The organism is Acinetobacter sp. YH12255 (genome assembly GCF_013417355.1).
Taxonomy (GTDB): Bacteria; Pseudomonadota; Gammaproteobacteria; order Pseudomonadales; family Moraxellaceae; genus Acinetobacter; species Acinetobacter pseudolwoffii.
On sequence record NZ_VPEC01000018.1, the window covers coordinates 34,166 to 55,907 of the forward strand.

Annotated in this window: 19 protein-coding genes and 1 riboswitch; of the genes, 12 read left to right on the forward strand and 7 right to left on the reverse strand. The window is 43.6% G+C overall.

All coding sequences use genetic code 11. From position 1 onward, the window contains the following. Positions 1-78: 78 nt before the first annotated feature. A complete protein-coding gene (trpB, locus tag FTV30_RS09225) occupies positions 79-1,323 on the reverse strand; it encodes a tryptophan synthase subunit beta (RefSeq protein WP_180001469.1) in 1,245 nt (414 codons plus the stop codon). Then, entirely contained in the window at positions 1,304-1,948 is a 645-nt protein-coding gene (locus FTV30_RS09230; protein ID WP_180001470.1) for a phosphoribosylanthranilate isomerase, read from the reverse strand. Before FTV30_RS09230 ends, trpB begins: the two co-directional genes overlap by 20 nt. A 144-nt stretch (positions 1,949-2,092) precedes the next feature. Further along, positions 2,093-2,304: riboswitch (cobalamin riboswitch) on the forward strand. A 37-nt stretch (positions 2,305-2,341) separates the two neighbouring features. Between FTV30_RS09230 and FTV30_RS09235 the strand changes: the two genes are divergently transcribed. The 6 genes from FTV30_RS09235 to FTV30_RS09260 all read left to right on the forward strand — a co-directional run bounded on the left by FTV30_RS09235 (position 2,342) and on the right by FTV30_RS09260 (position 9,575). Further along, complete coding sequence (locus FTV30_RS09235) at positions 2,342-4,195, forward strand: TonB-dependent siderophore receptor (protein WP_180001471.1); 1,854 nt, start codon at positions 2,342-2,344, stop codon at positions 4,193-4,195. A 94-nt stretch (positions 4,196-4,289) separates the two neighbouring features. Then, a complete protein-coding gene (locus FTV30_RS09240; RefSeq protein ID WP_180001472.1) occupies positions 4,290-4,874 on the forward strand; it encodes a cob(I)yrinic acid a,c-diamide adenosyltransferase in 585 nt (194 codons plus the stop codon). A gap of 142 nt (positions 4,875-5,016) precedes the next feature. After that, positions 5,017-5,730, forward strand: a complete 714-nt coding sequence (locus FTV30_RS09245; protein ID WP_180001473.1) for a glycerophosphodiester phosphodiesterase — start codon at positions 5,017-5,019, stop codon at positions 5,728-5,730. Between the two features lie 440 nt (positions 5,731-6,170). Next, complete coding sequence (locus FTV30_RS09250; protein ID WP_005095770.1) at positions 6,171-7,334, forward strand: acyl-CoA desaturase; 1,164 nt, start codon at positions 6,171-6,173, stop codon at positions 7,332-7,334. A 138-nt stretch (positions 7,335-7,472) separates the two neighbouring features. Then, entirely contained in the window at positions 7,473-8,918 is a 1,446-nt protein-coding gene (locus FTV30_RS09255) for a YdiU family protein (protein ID WP_180001474.1), read from the forward strand. Positions 8,919-8,936: 18 nt separating this feature from the next. Then, positions 8,937-9,575: a hypothetical protein gene (locus FTV30_RS09260; RefSeq protein ID WP_180001475.1), complete on the forward strand. Its 639-nt coding sequence runs from the start codon at positions 8,937-8,939 to the stop codon at positions 9,573-9,575. Positions 9,576-9,620: 45 nt separating this feature from the next. On the opposite strand, the gene FTV30_RS09265 is transcribed toward FTV30_RS09260, so the two are convergent. Together FTV30_RS09265 and baeS are read right to left on the reverse strand one after the other, a co-directional pair. Then, a complete protein-coding gene (locus FTV30_RS09265; RefSeq protein WP_004278304.1) occupies positions 9,621-10,307 on the reverse strand; it encodes a response regulator in 687 nt (228 codons plus the stop codon). Between the two features lie 13 nt (positions 10,308-10,320). Then, on the reverse strand, positions 10,321-11,973 hold the full coding sequence (gene baeS / locus FTV30_RS09270; protein ID WP_005095758.1) for a sensor histidine kinase efflux regulator BaeS: 1,653 nt from the start codon (positions 11,971-11,973) through the stop codon (positions 10,321-10,323). Between the two features lie 135 nt (positions 11,974-12,108). On the opposite strand from baeS, the gene FTV30_RS09275 reads away from it, so the two are divergent. The 3 genes from FTV30_RS09275 (at position 12,109) to FTV30_RS09285 (ending at position 16,776) form a co-directional block, all read left to right on the forward strand. Continuing rightward, the gene (locus tag FTV30_RS09275) at positions 12,109-12,720 is read left to right on the forward strand and encodes a hypothetical protein (protein ID WP_100534591.1); all 612 of its coding nucleotides are present in this window, start codon (positions 12,109-12,111) and stop codon (positions 12,718-12,720) included. A gap of 303 nt (positions 12,721-13,023) precedes the next feature. After that, entirely contained in the window at positions 13,024-14,826 is a 1,803-nt protein-coding gene (locus tag FTV30_RS09280; protein WP_005095752.1) for an acyl-CoA dehydrogenase C-terminal domain-containing protein, read from the forward strand. Positions 14,827-14,994: 168 nt separating this feature from the next. Beyond that, complete coding sequence (locus FTV30_RS09285) at positions 14,995-16,776, forward strand: acyl-CoA dehydrogenase C-terminal domain-containing protein (RefSeq protein ID WP_180001476.1); 1,782 nt, start codon at positions 14,995-14,997, stop codon at positions 16,774-16,776. 62 nt (positions 16,777-16,838) lie between these two features. Here FTV30_RS09285 and FTV30_RS09290 read toward each other — a convergent pair whose 3' ends face one another. Further along, entirely contained in the window at positions 16,839-17,045 is a 207-nt protein-coding gene (locus tag FTV30_RS09290) for a hypothetical protein (RefSeq protein ID WP_004278311.1), read from the reverse strand. Between the two features lie 174 nt (positions 17,046-17,219). Between FTV30_RS09290 and FTV30_RS09295 the strand changes: the two genes are divergently transcribed. After that, positions 17,220-17,717, forward strand: a complete 498-nt coding sequence (locus FTV30_RS09295) for a phosphate-starvation-inducible protein PsiE (protein ID WP_180001477.1) — start codon at positions 17,220-17,222, stop codon at positions 17,715-17,717. A 38-nt stretch (positions 17,718-17,755) separates the two neighbouring features. Here the strand turns inward: FTV30_RS09295 and FTV30_RS09300 are convergent, their stop codons facing one another. Beyond that, the gene (locus FTV30_RS09300; protein WP_005095740.1) at positions 17,756-18,211 is read right to left on the reverse strand and encodes an RcnB family protein; all 456 of its coding nucleotides are present in this window, start codon (positions 18,209-18,211) and stop codon (positions 17,756-17,758) included. A 179-nt stretch (positions 18,212-18,390) separates the two neighbouring features. Here FTV30_RS09300 and FTV30_RS09305 point away from each other — a divergent pair, with 179 nt between their 5' ends. Next, positions 18,391-18,843, forward strand: coding sequence for a hypothetical protein (locus FTV30_RS09305; RefSeq protein ID WP_005172612.1), 453 nt, complete (start codon positions 18,391-18,393; stop codon positions 18,841-18,843). A 140-nt stretch (positions 18,844-18,983) separates the two neighbouring features. Beyond that, positions 18,984-20,135 carry an IS4-like element ISAbe18 family transposase gene (locus FTV30_RS09310; RefSeq protein ID WP_180001478.1) on the forward strand — a complete coding sequence of 384 codons (1,152 nt, stop codon included), beginning with the start codon at positions 18,984-18,986 and terminating at the stop codon, positions 20,133-20,135. 70 nt (positions 20,136-20,205) lie between these two features. Here the strand turns inward: FTV30_RS09310 and FTV30_RS09315 are convergent, their stop codons facing one another. After that, positions 20,206-21,669, reverse strand: a complete 1,464-nt coding sequence (locus FTV30_RS09315) for a phospholipase D-like domain-containing protein (RefSeq protein WP_074384052.1) — start codon at positions 21,667-21,669, stop codon at positions 20,206-20,208. Between the last annotated feature and the right edge of the window lie 73 nt (positions 21,670-21,742).

The following is a 21,742-nucleotide window of genomic DNA, read 5'->3' on the forward strand; positions in this document are numbered from 1 at the left end:
AACTTGGTACGATTTTTTATTTGAAATAACTTCTCCCAAATCCTCTCCTACTCCTATAAGGAGAGGACTTTAAGGAACTTACATCTCTACCATTTCCACACCGTCAATGCGTGCTACAGTCATCAAGTCCTTATCACCACGACCTGAAACCGTCGCAATAATAATCTGATCCTTGTCCATGGTCGGTGCAAGTTTGGTCACGTATGCCATGGCATGTGCGCTTTCTAGCGCCGGAATAATGCCTTCAATCTTGGTCAAGTCGCGGAAACCTTGTAAAGCCTCCTGATCATTGATCGGCACATAGTTCACACGTTCCATATCTTTCAGGAAGCTATGCTCTGGCCCCACACCCGGATAGTCCAGACCGGCAGAAATTGAATGGGTTTCAATGATCTGACCTTCTTTATCCGACATCAGGTAAGTCCGGTTACCATGCAGTACACCGACATGTCCGGCATTTAACGGCGCAGAGTGCTTACCAGTTTCAATACCCAAACCTGCTGCTTCTACTCCATACATTTTCACGTCTTGATCGTTCAGGAATGGGTAGAACAAGCCCATGGCATTGGATCCACCACCAACACATGCGACCAGTGCATCTGGCAGACGGCCTGCCTGCTCCTGAATCTGACGGCGTGCTTCACGACCAATGATCGACTGGAAATCACGAACCAGCTGCGGATATGGATGTGGACCTGCCACAGTACCAATCACGTAATAAGTAGAATCCACATTGGTCACCCAGTCACGCATGGCTTCGTTCATGGCATCTTTCAAGGTTTTAGAGCCACTTTGTACAGGCACAACTGTCGCACCGAGCAAACGCATACGGTACACGTTCATGGCCTGACGTTTGACATCTTCAGCGCCCATAAATACCACGCACTCAAGACCTAAACGTGCTGCAATTGTGGCAGTTGCTACACCATGCTGACCGGCACCTGTTTCGGCAATAATACGTTTTTTACCTGACAATTTTGCAAGCAAGGCCTGACCAATAGTGTTGTTGACCTTATGCGAACCGGTATGGTTCAGGTCTTCACGTTTCAGATAAATTTGCGCACCACCCAACTCTTTCGACCATCGTTCAGCATGATATAAAGGACTCGGACGACCGACGTAAAACGCCAGATCACGGTCAAATTCTGCCAAAAACTGTGCATCATCTTTCATACGGAAGTAGAGCTTTTCCAAGTCTTCTAAAGCCGCCATGAGTGTTTCTGACACAAAACGTCCGCCATGAATACCGAAATGCCCGCGTTCATCCGGGAATTGGGTATAGTCAACTGCCTGACTGTTCTGGCTAGTATTTTGCTGATCCACGATGGACTCCTTGCATAAAGCGTTCTATGAGTTGTTGGTCTTTTATACCTTTTGCGGACTCGACACCGCCACTCACATCCACAGCATAGGCTTGTGTGGTGAGAATTGCCTGCTCGATATTGTCAGGGTTTAAGCCCCCTGCCAAGATGAGCGGAATATTTAATTTTGGAAAAGTAGTCCAGTCAAAGCTATGCCCGGTGCCCCCTTTTAAATCTGGATGCCAGGCATCTAACAGCACAGCACTTGCCCCTGCATCCTGATAACCTTGAATTTCGGCTTGAATATCTAAACCCGGTTTCACCTGGATGGCTTTATACCAACGGCGTCCGACCTGCTGGGCGATAGCCTGACACTGTTCAGGTGTTTCATCGCCATGAAATTGTAAAATATCCAGTGGAACGGTTTTCAGAATATCCTGAATTTCATCTGCATGACTATTCACAAATAAACCTACAGCCTGCACATACGCCGGAATCGCCCGGATCAGGATTTCAGCCTGCTCTAAAGTGACATGACGCGGACTCGGGGGATAAAATACAAATCCTATCGCGTCACAGCCAGCATTGACTACGGCATGTACATCTTCGACTCGGGTAATTCCACAAATTTTGGCACGGGTTCGCATATTATGTTGGCTCTAGATCTACCAATGTATTGAACAATCTATAAGATTGGGGCAAATCATTGTAATGCAATTTTTCTGACTTGCGTAAAGTTCATCCGGATTATTCTCTATGCAGATTGTATATAACTCATACTGACTTTATACTGCGCTCACTTTGCAGCAAGTCCAAGCCTTCAGGCTTTAGGGAAGCTGGTGTAAATCCAGCACTGCCCCCGCAACGGTAAAAAATGAAACGTCTATCAATTTAAACTCTTCGGTTTACACCACTGCATCTTGATGTGGGAAGGTGGATATACAGCAAAGTCGCTGCTTTGCACATTTAAGTCCGGAAACCTGCTTGTTGTGTTCTATAACTCAATCATTCACGGGGAAGTGAATGTAGGGAGCTTTAACATGTCACTTCATTGTCAACCTACTGCCTTAGTAGGTGCGATCGCACTTGCCTTGGGTTTCACTTCATCTGTTCAGGCTGCCGAGCAAAAAGTTGCGAAAGCCTCTTTAGATACCATTGTGGTGACTGCCACACGTTCTGAAGAAAAGATAGAAAATGTACCTGCGCGGATTTCAGTGATTGATGAAAAAACCATTCAACAATCTCCTATTGCAGATTTAGGTTCTCTACTGAATAGAGAAGCATCTATTAACATTGTGCAATCAGGTGGTATTGGTCAAACGACATCTGCGTTCCTTCGTGGTACAGATCCAAAGCACCTTCTATTTTTAAAAGATGGCGTCAGTTTAAATACCGCTCTAGATGGTGGCTCTAATATTCCTTATATAGATTTAAGCGATATTGAACGTATTGAAGTCTTAAGAGGTCCTGCATCCGTTCAGTATGGTACAGATGCGATTGGTGGTGTCATCAATGTGATTTCTGCTACACCTAAAAAAACAGGGATATCATTAACCAATGAAATTGGTGAAAATCATACCTATAAATCTATTATTGGTGCAGATTTTGTAGATCAGTCAGGTTTATATGCTCAAATTAAAGGTCAGCGCCTTGAAAGTGATGGTACGCCTGTAACGAACAAAGCTAAAGTAAACGCGGGATACGATCAGAAAGGCTATAGTGCTAAATTAGGCCTCAATAAAGAAAAATATAGTGCAAGTCTTAGTTTTAGTGAGAATGAAGGAACTAATATTTACTATGGCGGCTCACAAGATTTTTTAAACCAAGTCCTTATTGCTAAAGCAAGTGCTCAAGTTTCACCGAACCTTTTACTGAATGGACAATACTCAAACTTCAAAGATGAATTATTAGGAGCCGGAAATAGCTATCTATTTAACACTGAACGTGATGAAGCTGATTTAAGTGCAAAATGGAAATTATCTAATACACAGCATCTTCTTTTAGGGGCCAGTTTAAACCAGACGAATATTGAAAGTTATTCAATCTTGGGGCAAAAACAAGATTTAGACAGTATTGGATATTATGTGCAACATAATTACGATACCAATAAAGTTCATACGCAAGCTGGTTTACGCCTAGAGGATCATGATGAATTTGGTAGCCATATTGTAGGTCAACTTGCAGGTCGATATAATCTAAATGCTAAAACTAGTATTTACAGCAATATCGGAACTGGTTTTAAAGCACCTACAGGTAACCAACTTTACTATTCTTACGATAATGCAACTTGGGGAGGTACTTACGGAAATCCTGACCTAAAACCTGAAGAAAGTATTTCGTATGAAATCGGTTTAGATCATCAGCTCACAAATAGTTTATCTTTAAACGCAGCACTCTATGAAACTCAGGTTGATAACCTAATTGATACTCGCCCGATCGAAGTAGGGAAGAAAGATAAGACCTATGACAATATTAGAAAAGCCCAAATGCAAGGTGGCGAATTCGGCTTAACATGGCAAAAAGATGATTTCTTTATAATTGGCGAGTATGCTTATGTTAGAACTGAAAATAAGGATACTGGCTTAGAACTTATTCGACGCCCTCGTCAATCACTTTCAACAACGATTGGATTAGAAAATAGTTTGTATGGTTTAAGCGCCACACTCATCGCAAAATCTACCTCTAAAATCTCTAATGTTGCTGATTCGGAAGAAGTTCCCGGATATGCAACTGTAGACCTAAATGGCTATTGGAATCTTAATCCTAATATTAAGTTATTTAGCAATATCAAAAATATTGGTGATGTGAAATTTAAAACTGCTTCATATGGTGGTGATGAATATTACATCAACGGTGGTCGCCTCGCATCTGCCGGTGTGACCTTTAAATATTAAGCCCATCCAAGTTCAAGCAAATACTTTTGGGATCATGTCATGGCTATGGCATGATTCTTTTTATTTACAGCATTTCATTATTTAAGGAACTTACATGGGTCACCGCTTAAGTAAAATTTATACCCGCACAGGCGATTCAGGCACCACAGGTCTGGGAGATGGTTCACGTGTTGCCAAAGATGATTTACGTATTGATGCACTCGGTGATGTCGATGAACTGAATGCCGTGATTGGTGTACTTCGCTCACACATTGCTTTAAGTACAATTGAGGACAAAGCCAAGTGGGATAAATCTCTTAGCTTAATTCAACACTGGTTATTCGATTTAGGTGGTGAAGTCTGTATTCCGGGTTTTAATCTGGTACAACCTGTGTCGATTGATTTTTTAGAAAATGATATCGACCGTATGAATGAAGCCTTGCCAATGCTCAAAGACTTTATTCTGCCTGCTGGCACTTTAGTCTGCAGCTTTGCCCATCAGGCGCGCGCAGTCTGCCGCCGGGCAGAACGTAGCGTGATGTCAGTCCACTCTCGCGACCAGAATATTCAGGCAGCGTCGCTACAACTGCTGAACCGTTTATCAGACTGGCTATTTGTAGCATCGCGCACCTTGCAACGCAGCGAGGGCGGTTCAGAAGTACTGTGGCAAAAAAATATCAATGACAGCATCGAAAACTAGAATTATTTCTTGATTCTAAATCTAAAAATACGCGTCAGATGTATCTTGATTTTACAGTGCATCTGACGACAATAAGCCTTATCATCTTTTTGTCACATAGCACGCATACAATGAAATCAACTTCTCAATTTATGGGCAGTCTATGCGCATAATTGGTCATCGTGGTGCACGTGGCGAAGCCCCTGAAAATACCCTAGGCGGTTTTCAATATATTCAAGACATCGGTATTCGCGCCGTTGAGTTTGATGTGCGTCAGCTCAAAGACAATGCCTTAATCATCATGCATGATGACGACTTTGTGCGAACCACAGGTTTGCAAAAGCATTTATATGAATGCAGTCGTCAAGATCTTGCACACTATAATCATGCTGTGACCTGGTCAGACTGGAATAAAGTCGAAGCCACTCCCCTTTTAAATCAGACCTTAAATGTCATTCGAGACTTTGAGCATATTGAAGTCGAAATCAAAAGTGTCGATTCCGAAGCTGCGGCTGAGAAAATTGCACTGGGCGTTGCACAGCAACTGCAAGGCTATGAGCAGGCGGCCATCATTACCAGTTTTGATGCCAAAGTCCTGCAAGCCTTCAAACAGCAAAATTCCCGGCTAAAACGCGGTTTACTCATCGAAACCGACCTAAAATATCAAGCGATTGATCAGGCGCTAGAACTGGATTGCTGTCATATTGGCTGGATGAATGAGCTGGCCAGCAAAGACCTGATTCAGGCCACCCAGGCTGCTGAATTAAATATCAGTGTCTGGACGGTCAATGATGTGAGCCGAGCCAAAGAGCTGCGTGATTGGGGAATTCAAGGGCTAATTACCGATTACCCAAAACTGATGCTGCAGCAACTCTAAAAAACAGCCTGATTATCGATCAGTTCAAATCGTTTTATTTAAGACAGCTCGATTCCATGTCAAGCTATTAAAGCGTGTCTGACTTTTAGATTGATTCGACTTGAATGTTAAATTAATTTTCTATGAGATATATTCTGCAAATTTTCTGGCAATATTGTAGAAATGATGAACAGTTAAATCACTTAATATTAGCCAAATTAAATAGTCTAAAAGACCGATAATCCTCAGTCACTTAGTCGGAAATCAAGCCCCGTCTAGACTGGCAAAATGGTCGTTTTTGCCCTACTTATCCTGTTACTGACAAGTACAATACAACCGTACAATAATGCTAGTGATGCTATAGGCCACATGCTAATATAAACAAGATAGGCTGCTGTTAAAATCAACAGTGGTTTCTGCTTTTTGTTAAACCTTCCGAGGTTCTAGGAGTGCTGTTGGAGATGAATGCTCCCTTACCCAAAGCCCCCATTAACTGGATTGCGGTGTTTGCATTGGTGTTATTACCCATTGTCGCCCTGATTGCAATTCCGTTATATGCGTATCACCATGATTTTAGCGCCGCCGCTTGGATCAGCATGTTTGTTTTACTGGGCGTAAGCAGCCTTGGCATTACAGCAGGATACCATCGCCTGTGGGCACATCGTGCTTATGAAGCCACTCTACCATTAAAAATCATCTTAATGATTATGGGTACATTTGCTGTACAGAATAGTATCTTGTTCTGGGCATCTGGTCACCGTACTCATCATCGTCATGTCGATGATGTGGATCAAGATCCGTACTCGATCAACAAAGGTTTCTGGTATGCACATATCGGCTGGATGTTACGTGATTATCCATCAGGTGTGGCAAACTATAAAAATGCGCCAGATCTGTTAAAAGACAAAGTCGTCATGTTTCAGGACAAATACTATATTCCATTAGTGATTGCCGTTCATGCTGCTATTTTGCTTCCAATTGGCTGGGCAGTCGGCGATGTCTGGGGAGTCTTGCTGCTGGGTGGATTAGTGCGTTTAATCCTAAGCCATCATGTGACTTTCTTCATCAACTCGCTGTGTCACATGTGGGGCAATCGTCCTTATACCGACGAGAACACTGCACGTGACAACTTCGTACTTGCGATTGCCACCTGGGGTGAGGGTTATCATAATTACCACCACATTTTCCAGTACGATTACCGTAATGGCGTGAAATGGTGGCAATACGATCCAACCAAATGGTTGATCTGGACCTGTTCTAAACTGGGTTTAGCCAAAAACTTACGTCGTATTCCTAGCTTTAATATCAAAAAAGCAGAACTGGCAATGAAGTTTAAATATGCTGAACAGGATCTTGCGGTCTATGGCCATGATGTCTCTGAAGACATCATTACTGTGAAAACCAAGATTGCACAGGAATATGATGCCTTTACCCAAACCTTAAATGACTGGGCCAAACTAAAAGAGCAAGAAATTCAGGTGAAAAAGGCTTCTATGGCAGAAAAAATTCACCAGATGGATGACAAACTGAAAGTTGAATTCCAGCTGGTTGAACAGCGTTTATCCCATCACCGGGCAACCTTGAATTTACTGGTTCGTAATTTGAAAAAATCAGCAGTATCTTAATAAAACTGCTCACAAAAAAGCCCCAATCGGGGCTTTTTTTATGTCTGAAAGAAAGATAACTTGAACTCTCGTTTATACAACAGTTTTCTACAGGCAACTTTGTTATAGTCAAGGTATTCCAAGCCTGTACTGAGTGCCATGTATTTTAACTCTCGTTATCAAACCCTTCCTGCTGCCCTTTATCACCATCAAGTTCCGCTGCCGTTGAAAGGCGCAAAAGCCGGGCATTTTAACGTAGCTTTGGCAGAACAACTGCAATGGTCAGATGATGATAAAGCGCAATGGGTCGAGATGTGTAGTGGTCAGAAAGTCTTTGCTGAGTTTCAACCCTTGGCCATGGTCTACGCAGGTCATCAGTTTGGTCAATGGGCTGGACAATTGGGAGATGGTCGCGGCCTGTTAATTGCACAGATCCTTGATCAGGAAGGTCAGACTATTGACCTGCATTTAAAAGGTGCGGGTGCAACGCCCTATTCGCGTATGGGTGATGGGCGTGCAGTACTGCGTTCGGTGATTCGTGAATATCTGGCGGGTCATGCTTTAAATTCTTTGGGTGTAGCGTCGAGCAATGCGGTTGGCTTTACTTCCTCAACGCAAGGCATTCAACGCGAAAAGCTCGAACCCGGTGCAATGATGTTACGTACCTCAGACTGTCATATTCGTTTCGGGCATTTTGAATGGATCAATCAATATCAGCCGGATCTGCTGGCTGAATTTACCCAGAAATGTATTGAATGGCATTATCCGGAATGCCTGCAAGCCGAACAGCCGATTCTGAGCTTTGCCACCAAAGTTATTCAGCGCACTGCCGTCATGATTGCCAAATGGCAATTGGTTGGTTTTGCACATGGCGTGATGAATACTGACAATCTGAATATTACCGGCTCGACTTTGGACTTTGGTCCTTATGGCTTTATGGAACGCTTCCGTCCGAACTGGATCAATAACCACTCGGATTATCAAGGGCGTTATACCTATCAGCAACAACCAAGTATCGGGCACTGGAACTTGTGGCAATGGTTAAACAATCTGGTTCCCCTCTGCCCTGCGGATTATGACAAAGAACAATGGAAACAGGATCTGGCCGGCTGTCTGGAACATTATGAGCCGACATTCTTGGAACATTACAAACACGGTTTAAACCAGAAAATGGGCTTGCCAGGTTTCCATAAAGACAGTTTTGACTGTGCGATGGCATTTTTGCGAATCTTGCAAAGTGAGCAACTGGATTACACCCAGAGTTTTATCCGCCTGCAAAATAAAGACTATGACGCTATTAAAGATGATTGTCTGGATCGCCGTCAGTTTGAAGCTTTCCTGACACAATATGAAACTATTCGTGCACATCAGGATATTGAAGAACTGGATGCCGCCATGAAGCAAGCCAATCCGCATTACATTCTGCGCAATCACATGGCACAGAAAGCCATTGAACGGGCAGAGCGTGATGATTTTTCCGAAGTCGATCGTTTGTTTAAATTGCTCAGCCAGCCTTATCTGAAACAGCCAGATCTTGAACATGCTGAAGATTTAGCACCATTGCCAAGTGATGTGCCGGAAGTGATGGTGAGTTGTTCGTCTTAATAAATAGAATCAAAAAACATGCAAAAAATTGATCAAACTAAACTGACGCATGAAATTATTGAAACAGCATATAAGCTGCTTACTCACAAACTCGCATTTGGAGGATTAATTACACATAATGAAAGTGCTTTCCAATTAGAATTAGGACATATTTTAAAAACACTTGGGCAGTTGTATGAGTTTAGGTTAAGCGACAAATTCCATTTAGAGTTTGAAGCATTTTTACCTTTAAAAACAACAAGTATTAAGAGTCAATCTGAGCGAGCAAGAGTCGATATTTTAATTCGTTATCAAGATGGTGATCATCAAACTTGTGCTGCTATAGAACTAAAATTCTTTAAGAAAAGTAACCATCGGGAACCTAATAACCGTTACGATGTCTTTAAAGATCTTTCAAATTTAGAACTTTACAAGAAAAATGGAATCGACATTTGTTATTTTATTTTTGCAACTGATCATCCCCACTATTACAACCAAATAAAATATTCAGATGATACCCGTGATTTTGATTTCAGGCATAAAAGTACGTATAGAGAAGGAACGATATTAAGCTATAGAACTCCTAAGCCTTACGGAACCGATATTACACTCATGCAAGACTATGAGTTTTTATGGGACCAGATTAACGATTTATATTTTCTGAAAGTACAAGTTTAAATAAATGTGGATGGTTAATAATGACATCCACATTTATTTTTTCAATCAGTCCTCAGGATATTCAAAACGGTAGCCAACACCATACACCGCCTGAATCCACTCATGACGGTTACCGGTTTCAGCAGCATCCGAAATTTTACGGCGCAGGTTTTTGATATGACTGTCAATCACGCGATCCGCGACATCAAAACTGTCTGGATTGATATGATCCAGCAATTGCGCACGTGAATAGACCTGCCCGACATGTTCCAGGAATAACTCCAGTAAACGGAATTCGGTCGGCGTCAGATTCAAGGCCTTTTGCTGATACCAGATACGCTGCTGGGATTTATCCATACGGAACAGATCATTACTTTCCGGTTCTGATTTACGGTCCAGACGACGTAAGACTGCCTGTACCCGTGCCACCAGTTCCTTCGGACTAAATGGTTTACACAGATAATCATCTGCGCCCATATTCAGACCCAGCACACGGTCAATTTCTTCGGTACGCGCGGTCACCATAATAATCGGCAAATCTGACTGTTCACGCACTTTACGGCAAATGGTCAGACCGTCCATACGCGGCACCATCAAGTCCAAAATCATCAGACTCGGTTTACGCTGGGTAAAACTGTTATATGCTTCCTGCCCATCATGAAACATACTGACCTCAAAACCAGCAGCTTCCAGATAGTCTCGCACCAATTGTGCAAGTTCGATTTCATCTTCAACCAGCATGACATGTTTCATCAATATATTTCCTTTAGGGTTTCATTTGTTTAGGAAAACTCAGTTTGCAGCGTAAACCACCGAGTGGTGAATGCGCAAAGCTTAAGCTGCCACCCAGCGCCTGCGTAATTTTACATGATAATGCCAAACCAAGCCCAGTTCCGCCAGTCGCCCGGGTACGCGAATCATCGACACGGTAGAAACGCTCGCCAATCCGCGCCAGTTGCTCATCGCTCAAACCAAATGGGCTGTCATCGACATATAAGCTCCATTCTTTCTCATCCTGCATGCTATGAATATGCACCTGCCCGCCCGCTTCAGTATAGCGAATACTATTACTAAGCAAGTTGGCCACAATCTGTTTAAAACGATCCAGATCCAGATTTAACTCAGTATCTTCGCCATTTGCGGTGACCGTCAATTTAGCCTGTTCAAAGTTTGGCTGGAAGTTGATCAGTTCCTGCTGTACCACCTCCCACGGATTCACCGTCGAGAAGTAAAATTGCAATTGCTGCGCATCGGCCTGTGCCAATGCGGCCAGATCCTGTGTCAGTTTTTTCAGGCTGGTGACCTGCGCCAGCATGGAAGCAAAATGTTCAGGGGTGGGTTTACGAATCCCATCCTGCATTGCTTCAATCTGTGCCTGCAATACCGCCAATGGCGTTTTCAATTCATGTGAAGTATCTGCCACCCATTGACGGCGTGAGGTTTCATGCTGATCCAGAATCACAGCCAAGGCATTTAATTCATTGGATAAATCACCCAATTCATCATTGCGGTTGACTTTGACCTGATACTGATAATTGCCTTGGGTCAGAGCACGCGTACCATTCAGCAAACGTTGAATTGGTTTCTTGAAATAAGTCGCCAATAACAAGGAGGCAATCAGACTGGCCAAAATACTGAGCGCATAGACCAAAAATAAATAACGCTTTTGATTACTAAAGAAATTAATACTTAAGGCATCATCCTGATCCAGAACCGGCTTTAAGCCCAGATAGCCAACAATCTGATTATTCACCATAATCGGACGATAGGAAATCTGCTCATCTGAAGCCTCACCTACCACAAAACGCCGTTTTGCATCATACAATGAAAGACGTGAACTGAGACCAAGACGGTCCGGCATCTGGATAAACTGCTTCTTGCCGGTCGGCTGCTGTGCTGCTTGTTCGCCATTCTTACGGTCAGTTCTAAACAGATTCTGATTGGAACTCAGCGGGAATTTTAGGCCTTCAAAGGGCTGAAACTGCGAGGGTAGATTGGAAGCCAGGAGGCGTAACTCTTCTTCATTGACCTGACGCGGTGGCAAAGCCGGATCGACCATACTGGGTGCGACTTGAACCAGGGTCTGTTCCTGAAAATAGCGCTGCTGCAAGGCAATATCATACTGACGGCGCAGCCACCAGCGTGATAAACGATCATAATCATCTGGCGCAGCCTCCCCTTCCATTTGTAGAATCTGGGCCTGAATCGCATTGCCCCAGTCCTGATACACCGCATAGACATCCGCCAGATTTTTAATCACATAATCCAGTTTCTGCATTTCGACATCAGCCACATAGCGGGCGAAATTACGCTGCATATTCAGATGCAGTACACCCAGACTCACTGTGGTAATAACCAGCGTGGTCAACAGTACGGTCAAAAATAGACGTAATGCAATCGGAATACGGCGAATGTTCAAAACAGAAATCTCAATTTTTCTTCTATATTCATTATTGTAGCGAACATGGCATCAAAAAACTCTTCATTGTTTCTTCATCTTTATTGTTTAATCTTTACCTGACATAAAATCAGGTTCTTGACGGGAATAAATACAATGCAAGCCATGACAAAAATAGCCTTAATCAGTGCCAGTGTTCTTTCTATGGGTGCTTTGACTGCCTGTCAATCTACCAGTAATGTACCGAACAATGAGCATCGCCAAATGATGAAACATCATCATGAGGGTAAAAAACAGCATCATCTTTCGCCTGAACAGCGCGAGCAGTTTAAGGCAAAGCGTGCGGAACGTCTGCAATTTGCCAAACAGCTGCAACAGGCCTGTGACAATAAAGCCGTAGGTTCAGCGGTTCAAATCAAGGCCGGTGATAAAACCATTGATGGCAGCTGCACTATCGTTTTTAAAGCCGATCGTAAAAACATGCAAGGCCAGCGCGGTGAACACCGCGGCATGAAAGGTGAACATCGTCCAATGCGTGCCGATGTCCGTGGCGGCATGATGCGCGGTGAAGCATTAACTGATGCAAAACGTGCAGAATTGACCAAACAGTTTGATCAACGTCTGGCTCAGCGTCAGGCACAACAACAAGCGATGCTGCAAGCCTGTCAAGGCAAGAAAGATGGTACGGCTGCACAGATCAAAGCAGGTGAACAAACAGTGAATGGTCAATGTCATGTTCGTTTCCAGCCCAAAACATCTGCCTATTAATGCATAGGAATCAATGATTCACGACAAGCACCTTCGGGTGCTTTTTTATTGCGTGCTATTTACCCTGGATAGTTGACTATTCGTATCATACAAAATATGACTAAAGCCTTTATACTCAATATGTTTAATACGTCATGCATATTAATCTTTGACTTTACAGTCACCAAGAAATCCCCCTGAAAAGCTTGTACCGCAGGGGAAGATGTTGCAGGATTAGAATCATTCCAAACCGTGTCAGTGAAGATACGTTTTTAGTTCATCTAAGATTATAACGCTGGTTAAACCAGTATTGAGGAAACCGATATGCCACAATACAAAGCGCCTTTACGTGATATGCAATTTGTGTTGCATGAATTATTAAATGCTGAACAACACTATGCAAATCTCCCTGCATTCCAAGAAAACGTAAGCCGTGAACTGGTAGATCAGTACTTAGAAGCTGCGGCTGATTTCTGTGAAAATGAACTTTCTCCGATTAACCAGGCGGGCGACCGTGAAGGTTGTACCTGGAATGACGGCGTGGTGACTACACCAACAGGCTTTAAAGAAGCGTATCAAAAATACATCGAGCTTGGCTTCCCTTCACTTTCTGCTGAAGAACAGTATGGCGGTCAAGGTTTACCAAATTCTTTAGGGATTACCATTTCTGAAATGGTCGGTACTGCGAACTGGGCATGGGGCATGTACCCTGGCCTGTCTCACGGTGCAGTTCGTACTTTAGAACACCACGGTTCAGCTGAACAAAAAGATGCTTACCTGCCTAAACTGGTTTCAGGTGAGTGGACGGGTACCATGTGCCTGACCGAATCGCATGCAGGTTCTGACCTGGGTATTATCCGTACCAAAGCCGAGCCACAAGCAGATGGTAGCTACGCCATTTCTGGCGAGAAAATCTTCATCTCTGCGGGTGAACACGACATGGCTGAAAACATCATCCATATCGTACTGGCACGTTTACCGGGCGCACCGAAAGGCACCAAAGGTATTTCATTATTCATCGTACCGAAGTTCAACCTGAATGCCGATGGCTCTATTGCCGATCGCAATGGCGTACGTTGTGGTTCAATCGAACATAAAATGGGGATCCACGGTAACGCAACCTGTGTGATCAACTTCGATAACGCGAAAGGCTTCCTGATTGGCCCTGAAAACCGTGGTCTGAACTGCATGTTCACCTTCATGAACACCGCACGTATCGGTACGGCAGTACAAGGTCTGGCAGCGTCTGAAGGTTCTTTCCAGGGTGCACTTGCCTACGCCAAAGACCGTCTGGCGATGCGTTCACTGTCTGGCCCTAAAAACCCGGAAAAAGAAGCAGATCCAATCATTGTGCATCCAGCTGTACGTAACATGCTGCTAACCCAAAAAGCATATGCTGAAGCAGGTCGCGCACTGGTTTACCTGTTGGCGCAATATGCGGACGTGGTTGAACATGCTGTAGAAGAAGCCGATCGTAAATTTGCAGACAATATCTTGTCTCTACTTACCCCAATCGCAAAAGCATTCCTGACTGAAACCGGTTCTGAAGCTGCGAAACACGGTGTGCAGGTCTTCGGTGGTCATGGCTTTATTTCTGAGCATGGCATGGAGCAAATCGTACGTGATACACGTATTGCCTGTTTGTACGAAGGTACCACTGAAATTCAGGCGCTGGACTTGTTAGGTCGTAAAGTGTTGGGTACTCAAGGTGCGATGTTGAAAGACTTCACCAAGATGATCCACAAATTTGCTGAAGCGCACAAAGACAATGCGGCAATGAAAGAATTCGTTGAGCCATTGGCAGCCTTGAACAAGGAATGGGGCGACCTGACCATGCAAATTGGTATGCGTGCGATGCAAAACCCTGAAGAAGTCGGTGCAGCTGCGGTCGATTACCTGTACTTCTCTGGTTATGTCACCCTGGCTTACCTATGGGCACGTATGGCACTGGTTGCTCAAGAGCAACTGGCTGCTGGCACCACTGAAGTTGACTTCTACAATGCCAAAGTGACCACTGCACGCTTCTACTTCAAGAAAATCCTGCCACGCGTTCGTTCACATGTTGACGTGATCGCAACAGGTGTAGAGCCATTGATGAACCTGGATGCAGAACATTTCGCATTCTAAGTTAGAATCAGACTAATCGCATCACAGAAAAAGGACGGTCAATGAACAGACAGTCCTTTTTCTTTATAACGAGTTACAGAATTAACCTTTAGTCGTCTAACATTCAGATTTTGAGTGTTTTAGACTGATTAAAACTTATTTAATCAAACAATAAACAGGTGACACACCATGCCAATTTATAACGCGCCACTTGCCGATATGAAATTCATCCTCAACGATGTCTTTAATGCAGAACAATTCTGGCAAGCCAATGAAAATTTAGCGCACCTCGATGCTGCAACAGCAGAAGCCATTCTGGAAGAAATGGCGAAATTTGCGCAAAACGTGACCCTGCCACTCAATCGTAGCGGTGATGAAGAAGGCGCAAAATATGAAAATGGCAATGTGACTACCCCTGCTGGCTTTAAAGAAGCCTTTAAACAATATGCAGAAGGCGGCTGGATCGGGTTGGGCGCAGATACCGAATGGGGCGGCCAGGAAATGCCGAAAATGCTAACGGTACTTTCTGATGAAATGCTGTTTGCCACCAACCCGTCTTTCATGCTGTATCCGCTGCTGTCTGTCGGTGCAGGTATGGCCTTAAACAGCTATGCTTCACAAGCACAAAAAGAAACCTATTTACCTAAAATCTATTCGGGTGAATGGTCAGGCACCATGTGCTTAACCGAGCCACATGCCGGTACTGATCTGGGTATTATCAAGACCAAAGCTGAACGTAACGAAGACGGCACTTATAGCATCAGCGGCACCAAGATTTTCATCACGGGTGGTGATCATGACCTGGCGGAAAATATTATTCACCTCGTTCTAGCGAAAACCCCAGATGCCCCTGCGGGTTCACGTGGTATTTCCCTGTTCATCGTACCGAAATTCTTGGTGAATGAAGATGGTTCGATTGGCGAACGTAACCCGGTCGGCCCAGGTTCAATTGAACACAAAATGGGGATCAAGGCATCTGCGACTTGTGTGATGAACTTTGACGGTGCGAAAGGTTATCTGGTTGGTAAAGAAAACGAAGGTCTGGCGGCGATGTTCGTGATGATGAACTACGAACGTCTGTCGATGGGGATTCAAGGCTTGGGCGCTTCTGAATTCGCTTATCAAAACGCTGCGCAATATGCGACAGACCGTTTACAGGGTCGCAGCGCGGCTGGCGTTCAATCACCAAGCAAACCTGCGGACAGTATTCTAGTGCATGGTGATGTACGCCGTATGCTCCTGAATGTACGTGCCAACAATGAAGCTTCACGTGCATTCGCGGTATATGTAGGTCAACAGCTGGATATCACCAAATTCTCTACTGATCCTGAAGCGGTGAAAAAAGCCAATGACCGTGTAGCGTTGCTGACCCCAATCGCGAAAGCATATTTAACGGATACCGCATTCCAGGCGACATTAGATGCACAAATGGTCTTCGGTGGTCATGGCTATATCCGTGAATGGGGCCTGGAGCAATGTATCCGTGACCTGCGTATTTCCCAGATCTATGAAGGCACCAACGGCGTACAGTCACAAGACTTGATCGGCCGTAAAACCATTAAATGTGGCGGCGAATATATCTCTGAATATATCTCTGAAATCCGTGACTTTGCCAATAGTCTGGATGCAGACCTGAACTTCATTAAAGATGCCACACTGGATGCAGCGACTGAAGTTGAATCAGTGACTCAGTACATTCTGGAAGCAGCAAGAGAAAGCCATGACTTCCCGAATTCGACCGCAGTTGACTATCTGCACGCTGTAGGTCTGTTGAGCTTCTCTTATATGTTTGCGCGCATTGCTAATGCAGCGAAAAATAAAGAGGGTGATTTCTATCAGAACAAACTCGCTTTGGCACGTTATTTTGTGCAACGCATTCTGCCTGAACTGGCATTACGCATTACTAAAGTGAAATCAGGTTCTGACGTCATCATGAACTTCTCTGAAGATTATTTCACGACTCAAGCTTAAGCTGAAAATCTGCAATAAAAAACGCCTGCTTCAGCAGGCGTTTTTTTATGAAAATGCAATAATTAAACTTTTTGAATCAGCAAGGTATCCGGTTGATTATTGCTCTTCGGATTCAGATGTTTATTCACAATTTTGATATTCCCCTCAGACTCTAAAGACTCGCAGAGTTCCACCACCTTTTGCATATCTTCAGCCTTAATGCCTACGCCGAGGATTAATTTTTTTCCGGCTTCTAATTGGCTAATTTTTGTTTGAATTTTATCTAACACTTTTTTCTCCTATTTATTCAATATACCACCCATACAATATAGCAATTTAGTCTAAAAAAAGCGCAAAAGTTCAAATAATTTAATCTTTATTTTTCATTCAATCATTCTGTGCATGATCTTTGCACGTTATTCTACAACTATCTTTTATTTCACATGAAAAATCAGGAGGATAATATGTCTAAATCACGTCCGAAAATTGAAAAATTTGAAGCCCTCCTCGACCGTCTTGGTAATCTTGCTGTAGAAAGCTTTCATTATATTGCGCTGTTTATTATTGGCTGTATGGTGATCTGGTCCGCTGGCCATACCGTCATTGACATTCTGACCGTCAAACAGTTCGCCACCATTGATGACATTCTTTTATTGTTTATTTATCTGGAACTGGGTGCCATGGTTGGTATCTATTTTAAGACCAACCATATGCCGGTACGCTTCCTGATTTATATTGCCATTACTGCACTAACCCGTTTGCTGATTGCGGATATTCAACACACGCATAAAGCCAGCATGGATCTGGTGATTATTACCGGTTCGATCCTGATTATGGCATTTGCCATTTTAGTGGTGCGCTATGCGTCATGGACCTACCCATCGGTGATTCGTGACAAACACAGCGAGAAACCAGTGCCACAAGGCAAAACGCCTCGTCCGGAAGATGATGAGTTGGCTTGATATAAAAAATCCCCCTTGAATAAAGGGGGATTTTTAACTTAACGATTCGGCACCAGCACATAACGTCCATTTTCATAAATCCAGTAACTGCCACGCGGTGGTGCAGGTAAGCCCAGACGCTGCCAGTCACTGATAACGCTATATCTTGAACTTTCAATTCGAGCCACATTCGGATCGCCATTCACCCAGCTATAGCTATTGGAATTTTGATAAATGGTGGTCGGTGCCTGATACTGGATATTGAGACCACTTTGACTTTGAGCCGGCGGATAACCCCAATGGGTCGGTCGTTGCGGGTAATGTGGTCTAGGTGGCATCGGACGCTGCGGATAAGAGTGCCGTGGTGGATCATAAGAGCGTGATGGTGCAGCGCGGTAATTCGGCTTAGAACGTTCAACCCCTGTATATCCGCCCCAAGCGTTTCCGGCCATCGTCTGTGCAGAAGCCCCCAATAGCAATGCAGCAAATATTGCACTCAATAACACTATTTTCATTTGAGCTTCCTCTCAATCACTCGTTTATATTTTAAACAAAATAAATGCAGAAAATATGAATACGCTTACTGACCCTGCAATTTTTTGTAATGTGCCTGCGTATTTTCAATCTAGCAGGCCCATCGGCAGGCGACTGCTTTATGCTAAAATCACTTTTTTAATGTTTCGAGTTGAATACCGTGTCTGATTTAAATTTCGATCGTTTACATGAATATTTTTCTAAAGTGCCGAGTGTTCAAAAAGAACGGATTGATAGCTATGGTTCAGATGGCAAACAGGCATGGTGGTTTAAATTTCAGATCAATGTAGATCATCCGTTGGCTTGGCAGACCGTACAGGAACTAGGTCATGTCCTGAATTATATTTCTAAAAATGAACGTCTTCCGACTCAGTTCCTGCCAGTATCGCCACCACCGTATATGAATGGTGTCGCCAAAGATTTCTTGTCTTGGGTGATTCAATGTAATCATGCCGACTTCCCGCCAGATGTAGTCTGTGACTGGCTAGAAGCACGTTTACCCAATCCGGTCGACCATGAAGAGCAATGGAAAATTAAAACGGATCTTGCTGAACTTGAAGCATTGTCCGATAAAGAACTGGATGAACTGGTTCCACCGAATCCGGGGCCTTAAAAAATCCCTCCTACCCTCCCTTTAAAAAAGGGAGGTAAAGTCCCACTGCTGTCCCATAGTTTGCTTTAAATAAAAAAACCTGAGTCCTAACAGTTAAAATATGAGTGCAAACAAACACTTTAACGACCAGGATTCAGGTTTTGTCACATCAGAATACCGTATTTCATGAGCTAATTAAACCTGTTGTGCGACAGGATTTTGAACAACTTGCTAAAGTACACCATGTTGGACAGAAATTTAGAGCGGCTTCCCGGTGGGATCAGTTTATTGCCATATTGATGTCTCAATTCTCTTGTAGACAAAGTCTGAGAGATATTCAATCCAATTTGGAGTGCCAACAGGAAAAGCTAAGTCATCTCGAAGCAAAGTCTATTCCCCGAAGCACGCTGGCACGAATCAATGAGCAGCAGCCTGCTGCCTTGTATCAACAGCTATTTCACAAGTTGCTTAAATACTATGAACACTCAAAAGTAGCTCATAAATTTCGCTTTAAGAATCCCTTGTATTCCTTGGATGCCAGTCATATTGACCTGTCGCTTTCCTTATGTGAATGGGCCAAAGTTCACGACTTAAAAGCCAGCATGAAACTCAGCATAGGATTGAATCACAGCAATGATATTCCTGAGTTTGTTGCAGTTGAAAATGGCAAAGAAAATGACATGGTACAAGGCCGCAAATTCCAGTTTCCTGCTGGCAGCATTGTAGTTTTTGATAAAGGCTATGTCGATTACCAATGGTATGCAAATCTGACTGCTCAAAACATTGGATTTGTCACACGTTTTAGGCCTAAATCTGTGTATCAGGTGATCCAGCAACATCCAGTGCTTGAATCCAAAGGTATTCTAAAAGATGAAACCATTCAGCTGAATAGCGCACATGCCCTAAAAAGAAAAGCCCCAGTGTTAAGAAGAATTGAATATAGAGATCAGCAAAGTGGCAAGCACTTTAGCTTTCTCAGCAATAACTTTCATTTAGCCGCCTCCACCATTGCGGCGATTTATAAAGATCGTTGGAAAGTTGAGCTGTTCTTTAAGGCGATTAAGCAGAATCTCAAATTAAAAGCGTTTCTAGGCCGCAGCAGGAACGCAATTCAGACACAAATCTGGATTGCGATGATCGCCTATTTATTGGTGAGTTTCGCTCAACATTTAGGGAAAACAGGTTGGACAGTTCAACGTTTACTCAGAATAATTCAAGTGAATTTGTTTGAAAGAAGAACTTTAAAAGCTTTATTTTCACCCGATAAAATACCCATAAAACAAGAGGAAGCTCAAATGAGCTTCCTCTTGTGAAAAATTGTGGGACAGCAATGGGTAAAGTCCCTCTTTTCAAAAGAGGGATTTAGGGAGATTATTAGAGATGCTAAAACGTCGACCAGCCGCTCCATTCCATAAAGCGATACAGCCAATATTTAGACCATGAATTGTCTTCATATTGTCTATAGTCCACACTCATCACACGGCCATTCAGATTTGACCATGCACCATCAAAATATTGTTGGGCATCTTTAAACACTTCTGCCTGATGCTGACCCAGCACGCGCATATTGGTTTCCAGATTATAGTTTTTCAGATTGCGTGCGGTGAAATTGGCCGAGCCTAAAATCATTTCAGCCTGCTGAGCATTACGCTTCATCAATATTTTGCTATGACATTGCTCACCCTGGGTATTGCACCAGCGTACATCAATGCCTGCCTTGTGCAGTTCCGAAGCCACCTGTCGGTTTGGAATCCCGTTTTTCTCACGGCCAAAGGCATCTTTATTGGGATCGAGTAAAACCCGAACCTTAACCCCGCGTTCATGCGCCGCAATCAGACTTTTAATAATCTTACGCTCGGACAGATAAAACATGGCCAGATCAATCTGTTCATTTTCTTTCGCCGTCTGAATCAGATTTAAAGTCGCATCATAAATGGCTTTTTCCGTCAGTACCTGAACTTGTGGCTGGGTATTTTCTGCCTGAAAATCGCCCGCGATAATGGCCGGCATATTGGCCTGTGACATGATACCAACCGATTGTTCTGTTCTCAGAATATCCACGGCTGTGGTTCCCCAGACCAATAAACCGATATTGGAATGCCGCGAACTCCCATCATGCGGATTCATGGAGGTGACCAGCGCTTTCCAGCCCTGATCGGTGTCTACCACCAAGGTTTTACGATGATTGGCTTTAAAGTTAAATAAATCAAAATAACTGCGCAGGGTAATTTTTTCTGGGCCAAATGGATTCGGTAACCAGCCTTTTTCCGGATTATTACCAATGCCCTGGCAACATAAATACCAGAACCCCGACCAGCTCGGATTGGACGCCCGCAAAGGGATCAGATTGGTTTCAATTACATCGATACCATGCTGACGTAACTTGCGATACTGCTCGGACTGAATTCCGCCATAGACTGAATTGATCGGATCGGTAATGAACTTGATTTCAACTTGCGGTTGCAGCAGACGTTTACTGATTAAGGCATCGCTCAACTGTTGACTCAATGCCTGATGTTCCTGTGTCGAGGCACCGGTTTGCTGATTAAATAAAAACAGATCCAGCACAATCAGTGATTTGGCCTCTTCAATCATCTTCAGCATTTCATTAAAAATACGATGATCTAAGTGCTGTTTTCCTTCGGCATCCAGATAAGTCCGATCAGCCAGAAACTTGACTTCGGCATGGCGCAGCTTGCCGGTGTAATTCAGACCTTCCGGCAAAGGCTTATAAGTATGATAAACAGCAGATGCCAGATAACTGACCGCCAGTAGACTGATAATCAATGCCGCATAACGGCGATTTGACCAGTTCAGTTTATTGTGAATTCGTTGAAAGATACGCATAAGAAAAAACCTAACCCAATATGCTCAGGCTAGGTTTTATCAGATGATTTTTCAAGTCAATTTCAGTGACATC

What these genes read in the sequence shown, in the direction of transcription:
- FTV30_RS09230 (WP_180001470.1), bottom strand. Translation starts at nt 1,948, where the DNA reads ATGCGAACCCGTGCCAAAATTTGTGGAATTACCCGAGTCGAAGATGTA.
- FTV30_RS09275 (WP_100534591.1), top strand. Translation starts at nt 12,109, where the DNA reads ATGCAAGCCATGACAAAAATAGCCTTAATCAGTGCCAGTGTTCTTTCT.
- FTV30_RS09265 (WP_004278304.1), bottom strand. Translation starts at nt 10,307, where the DNA reads ATGAAACATGTCATGCTGGTTGAAGATGAAATCGAACTTGCACAATTG.
- FTV30_RS09295 (WP_180001477.1), top strand. Translation starts at nt 17,220, where the DNA reads ATGTCTAAATCACGTCCGAAAATTGAAAAATTTGAAGCCCTCCTCGAC.
- FTV30_RS09260 (WP_180001475.1), top strand. Translation starts at nt 8,937, where the DNA reads ATGCAAAAAATTGATCAAACTAAACTGACGCATGAAATTATTGAAACA.
- FTV30_RS09285 (WP_180001476.1), top strand. Translation starts at nt 14,995, where the DNA reads ATGCCAATTTATAACGCGCCACTTGCCGATATGAAATTCATCCTCAAC.
- FTV30_RS09315 (WP_074384052.1), bottom strand. Translation starts at nt 21,669, where the DNA reads ATGCGTATCTTTCAACGAATTCACAATAAACTGAACTGGTCAAATCGC.
- FTV30_RS09300 (WP_005095740.1), bottom strand. Translation starts at nt 18,211, where the DNA reads ATGAAAATAGTGTTATTGAGTGCAATATTTGCTGCATTGCTATTGGGG.
- FTV30_RS09235 (WP_180001471.1), top strand. Translation starts at nt 2,342, where the DNA reads ATGTCACTTCATTGTCAACCTACTGCCTTAGTAGGTGCGATCGCACTT.
- FTV30_RS09280 (WP_005095752.1), top strand. Translation starts at nt 13,024, where the DNA reads ATGCCACAATACAAAGCGCCTTTACGTGATATGCAATTTGTGTTGCAT.
- FTV30_RS09250 (WP_005095770.1), top strand. Translation starts at nt 6,171, where the DNA reads ATGAATGCTCCCTTACCCAAAGCCCCCATTAACTGGATTGCGGTGTTT.
- FTV30_RS09245 (WP_180001473.1), top strand. Translation starts at nt 5,017, where the DNA reads ATGCGCATAATTGGTCATCGTGGTGCACGTGGCGAAGCCCCTGAAAAT.
- FTV30_RS09240 (WP_180001472.1), top strand. Translation starts at nt 4,290, where the DNA reads ATGGGTCACCGCTTAAGTAAAATTTATACCCGCACAGGCGATTCAGGC.
- FTV30_RS09255 (WP_180001474.1), top strand. Translation starts at nt 7,473, where the DNA reads ATGTATTTTAACTCTCGTTATCAAACCCTTCCTGCTGCCCTTTATCAC.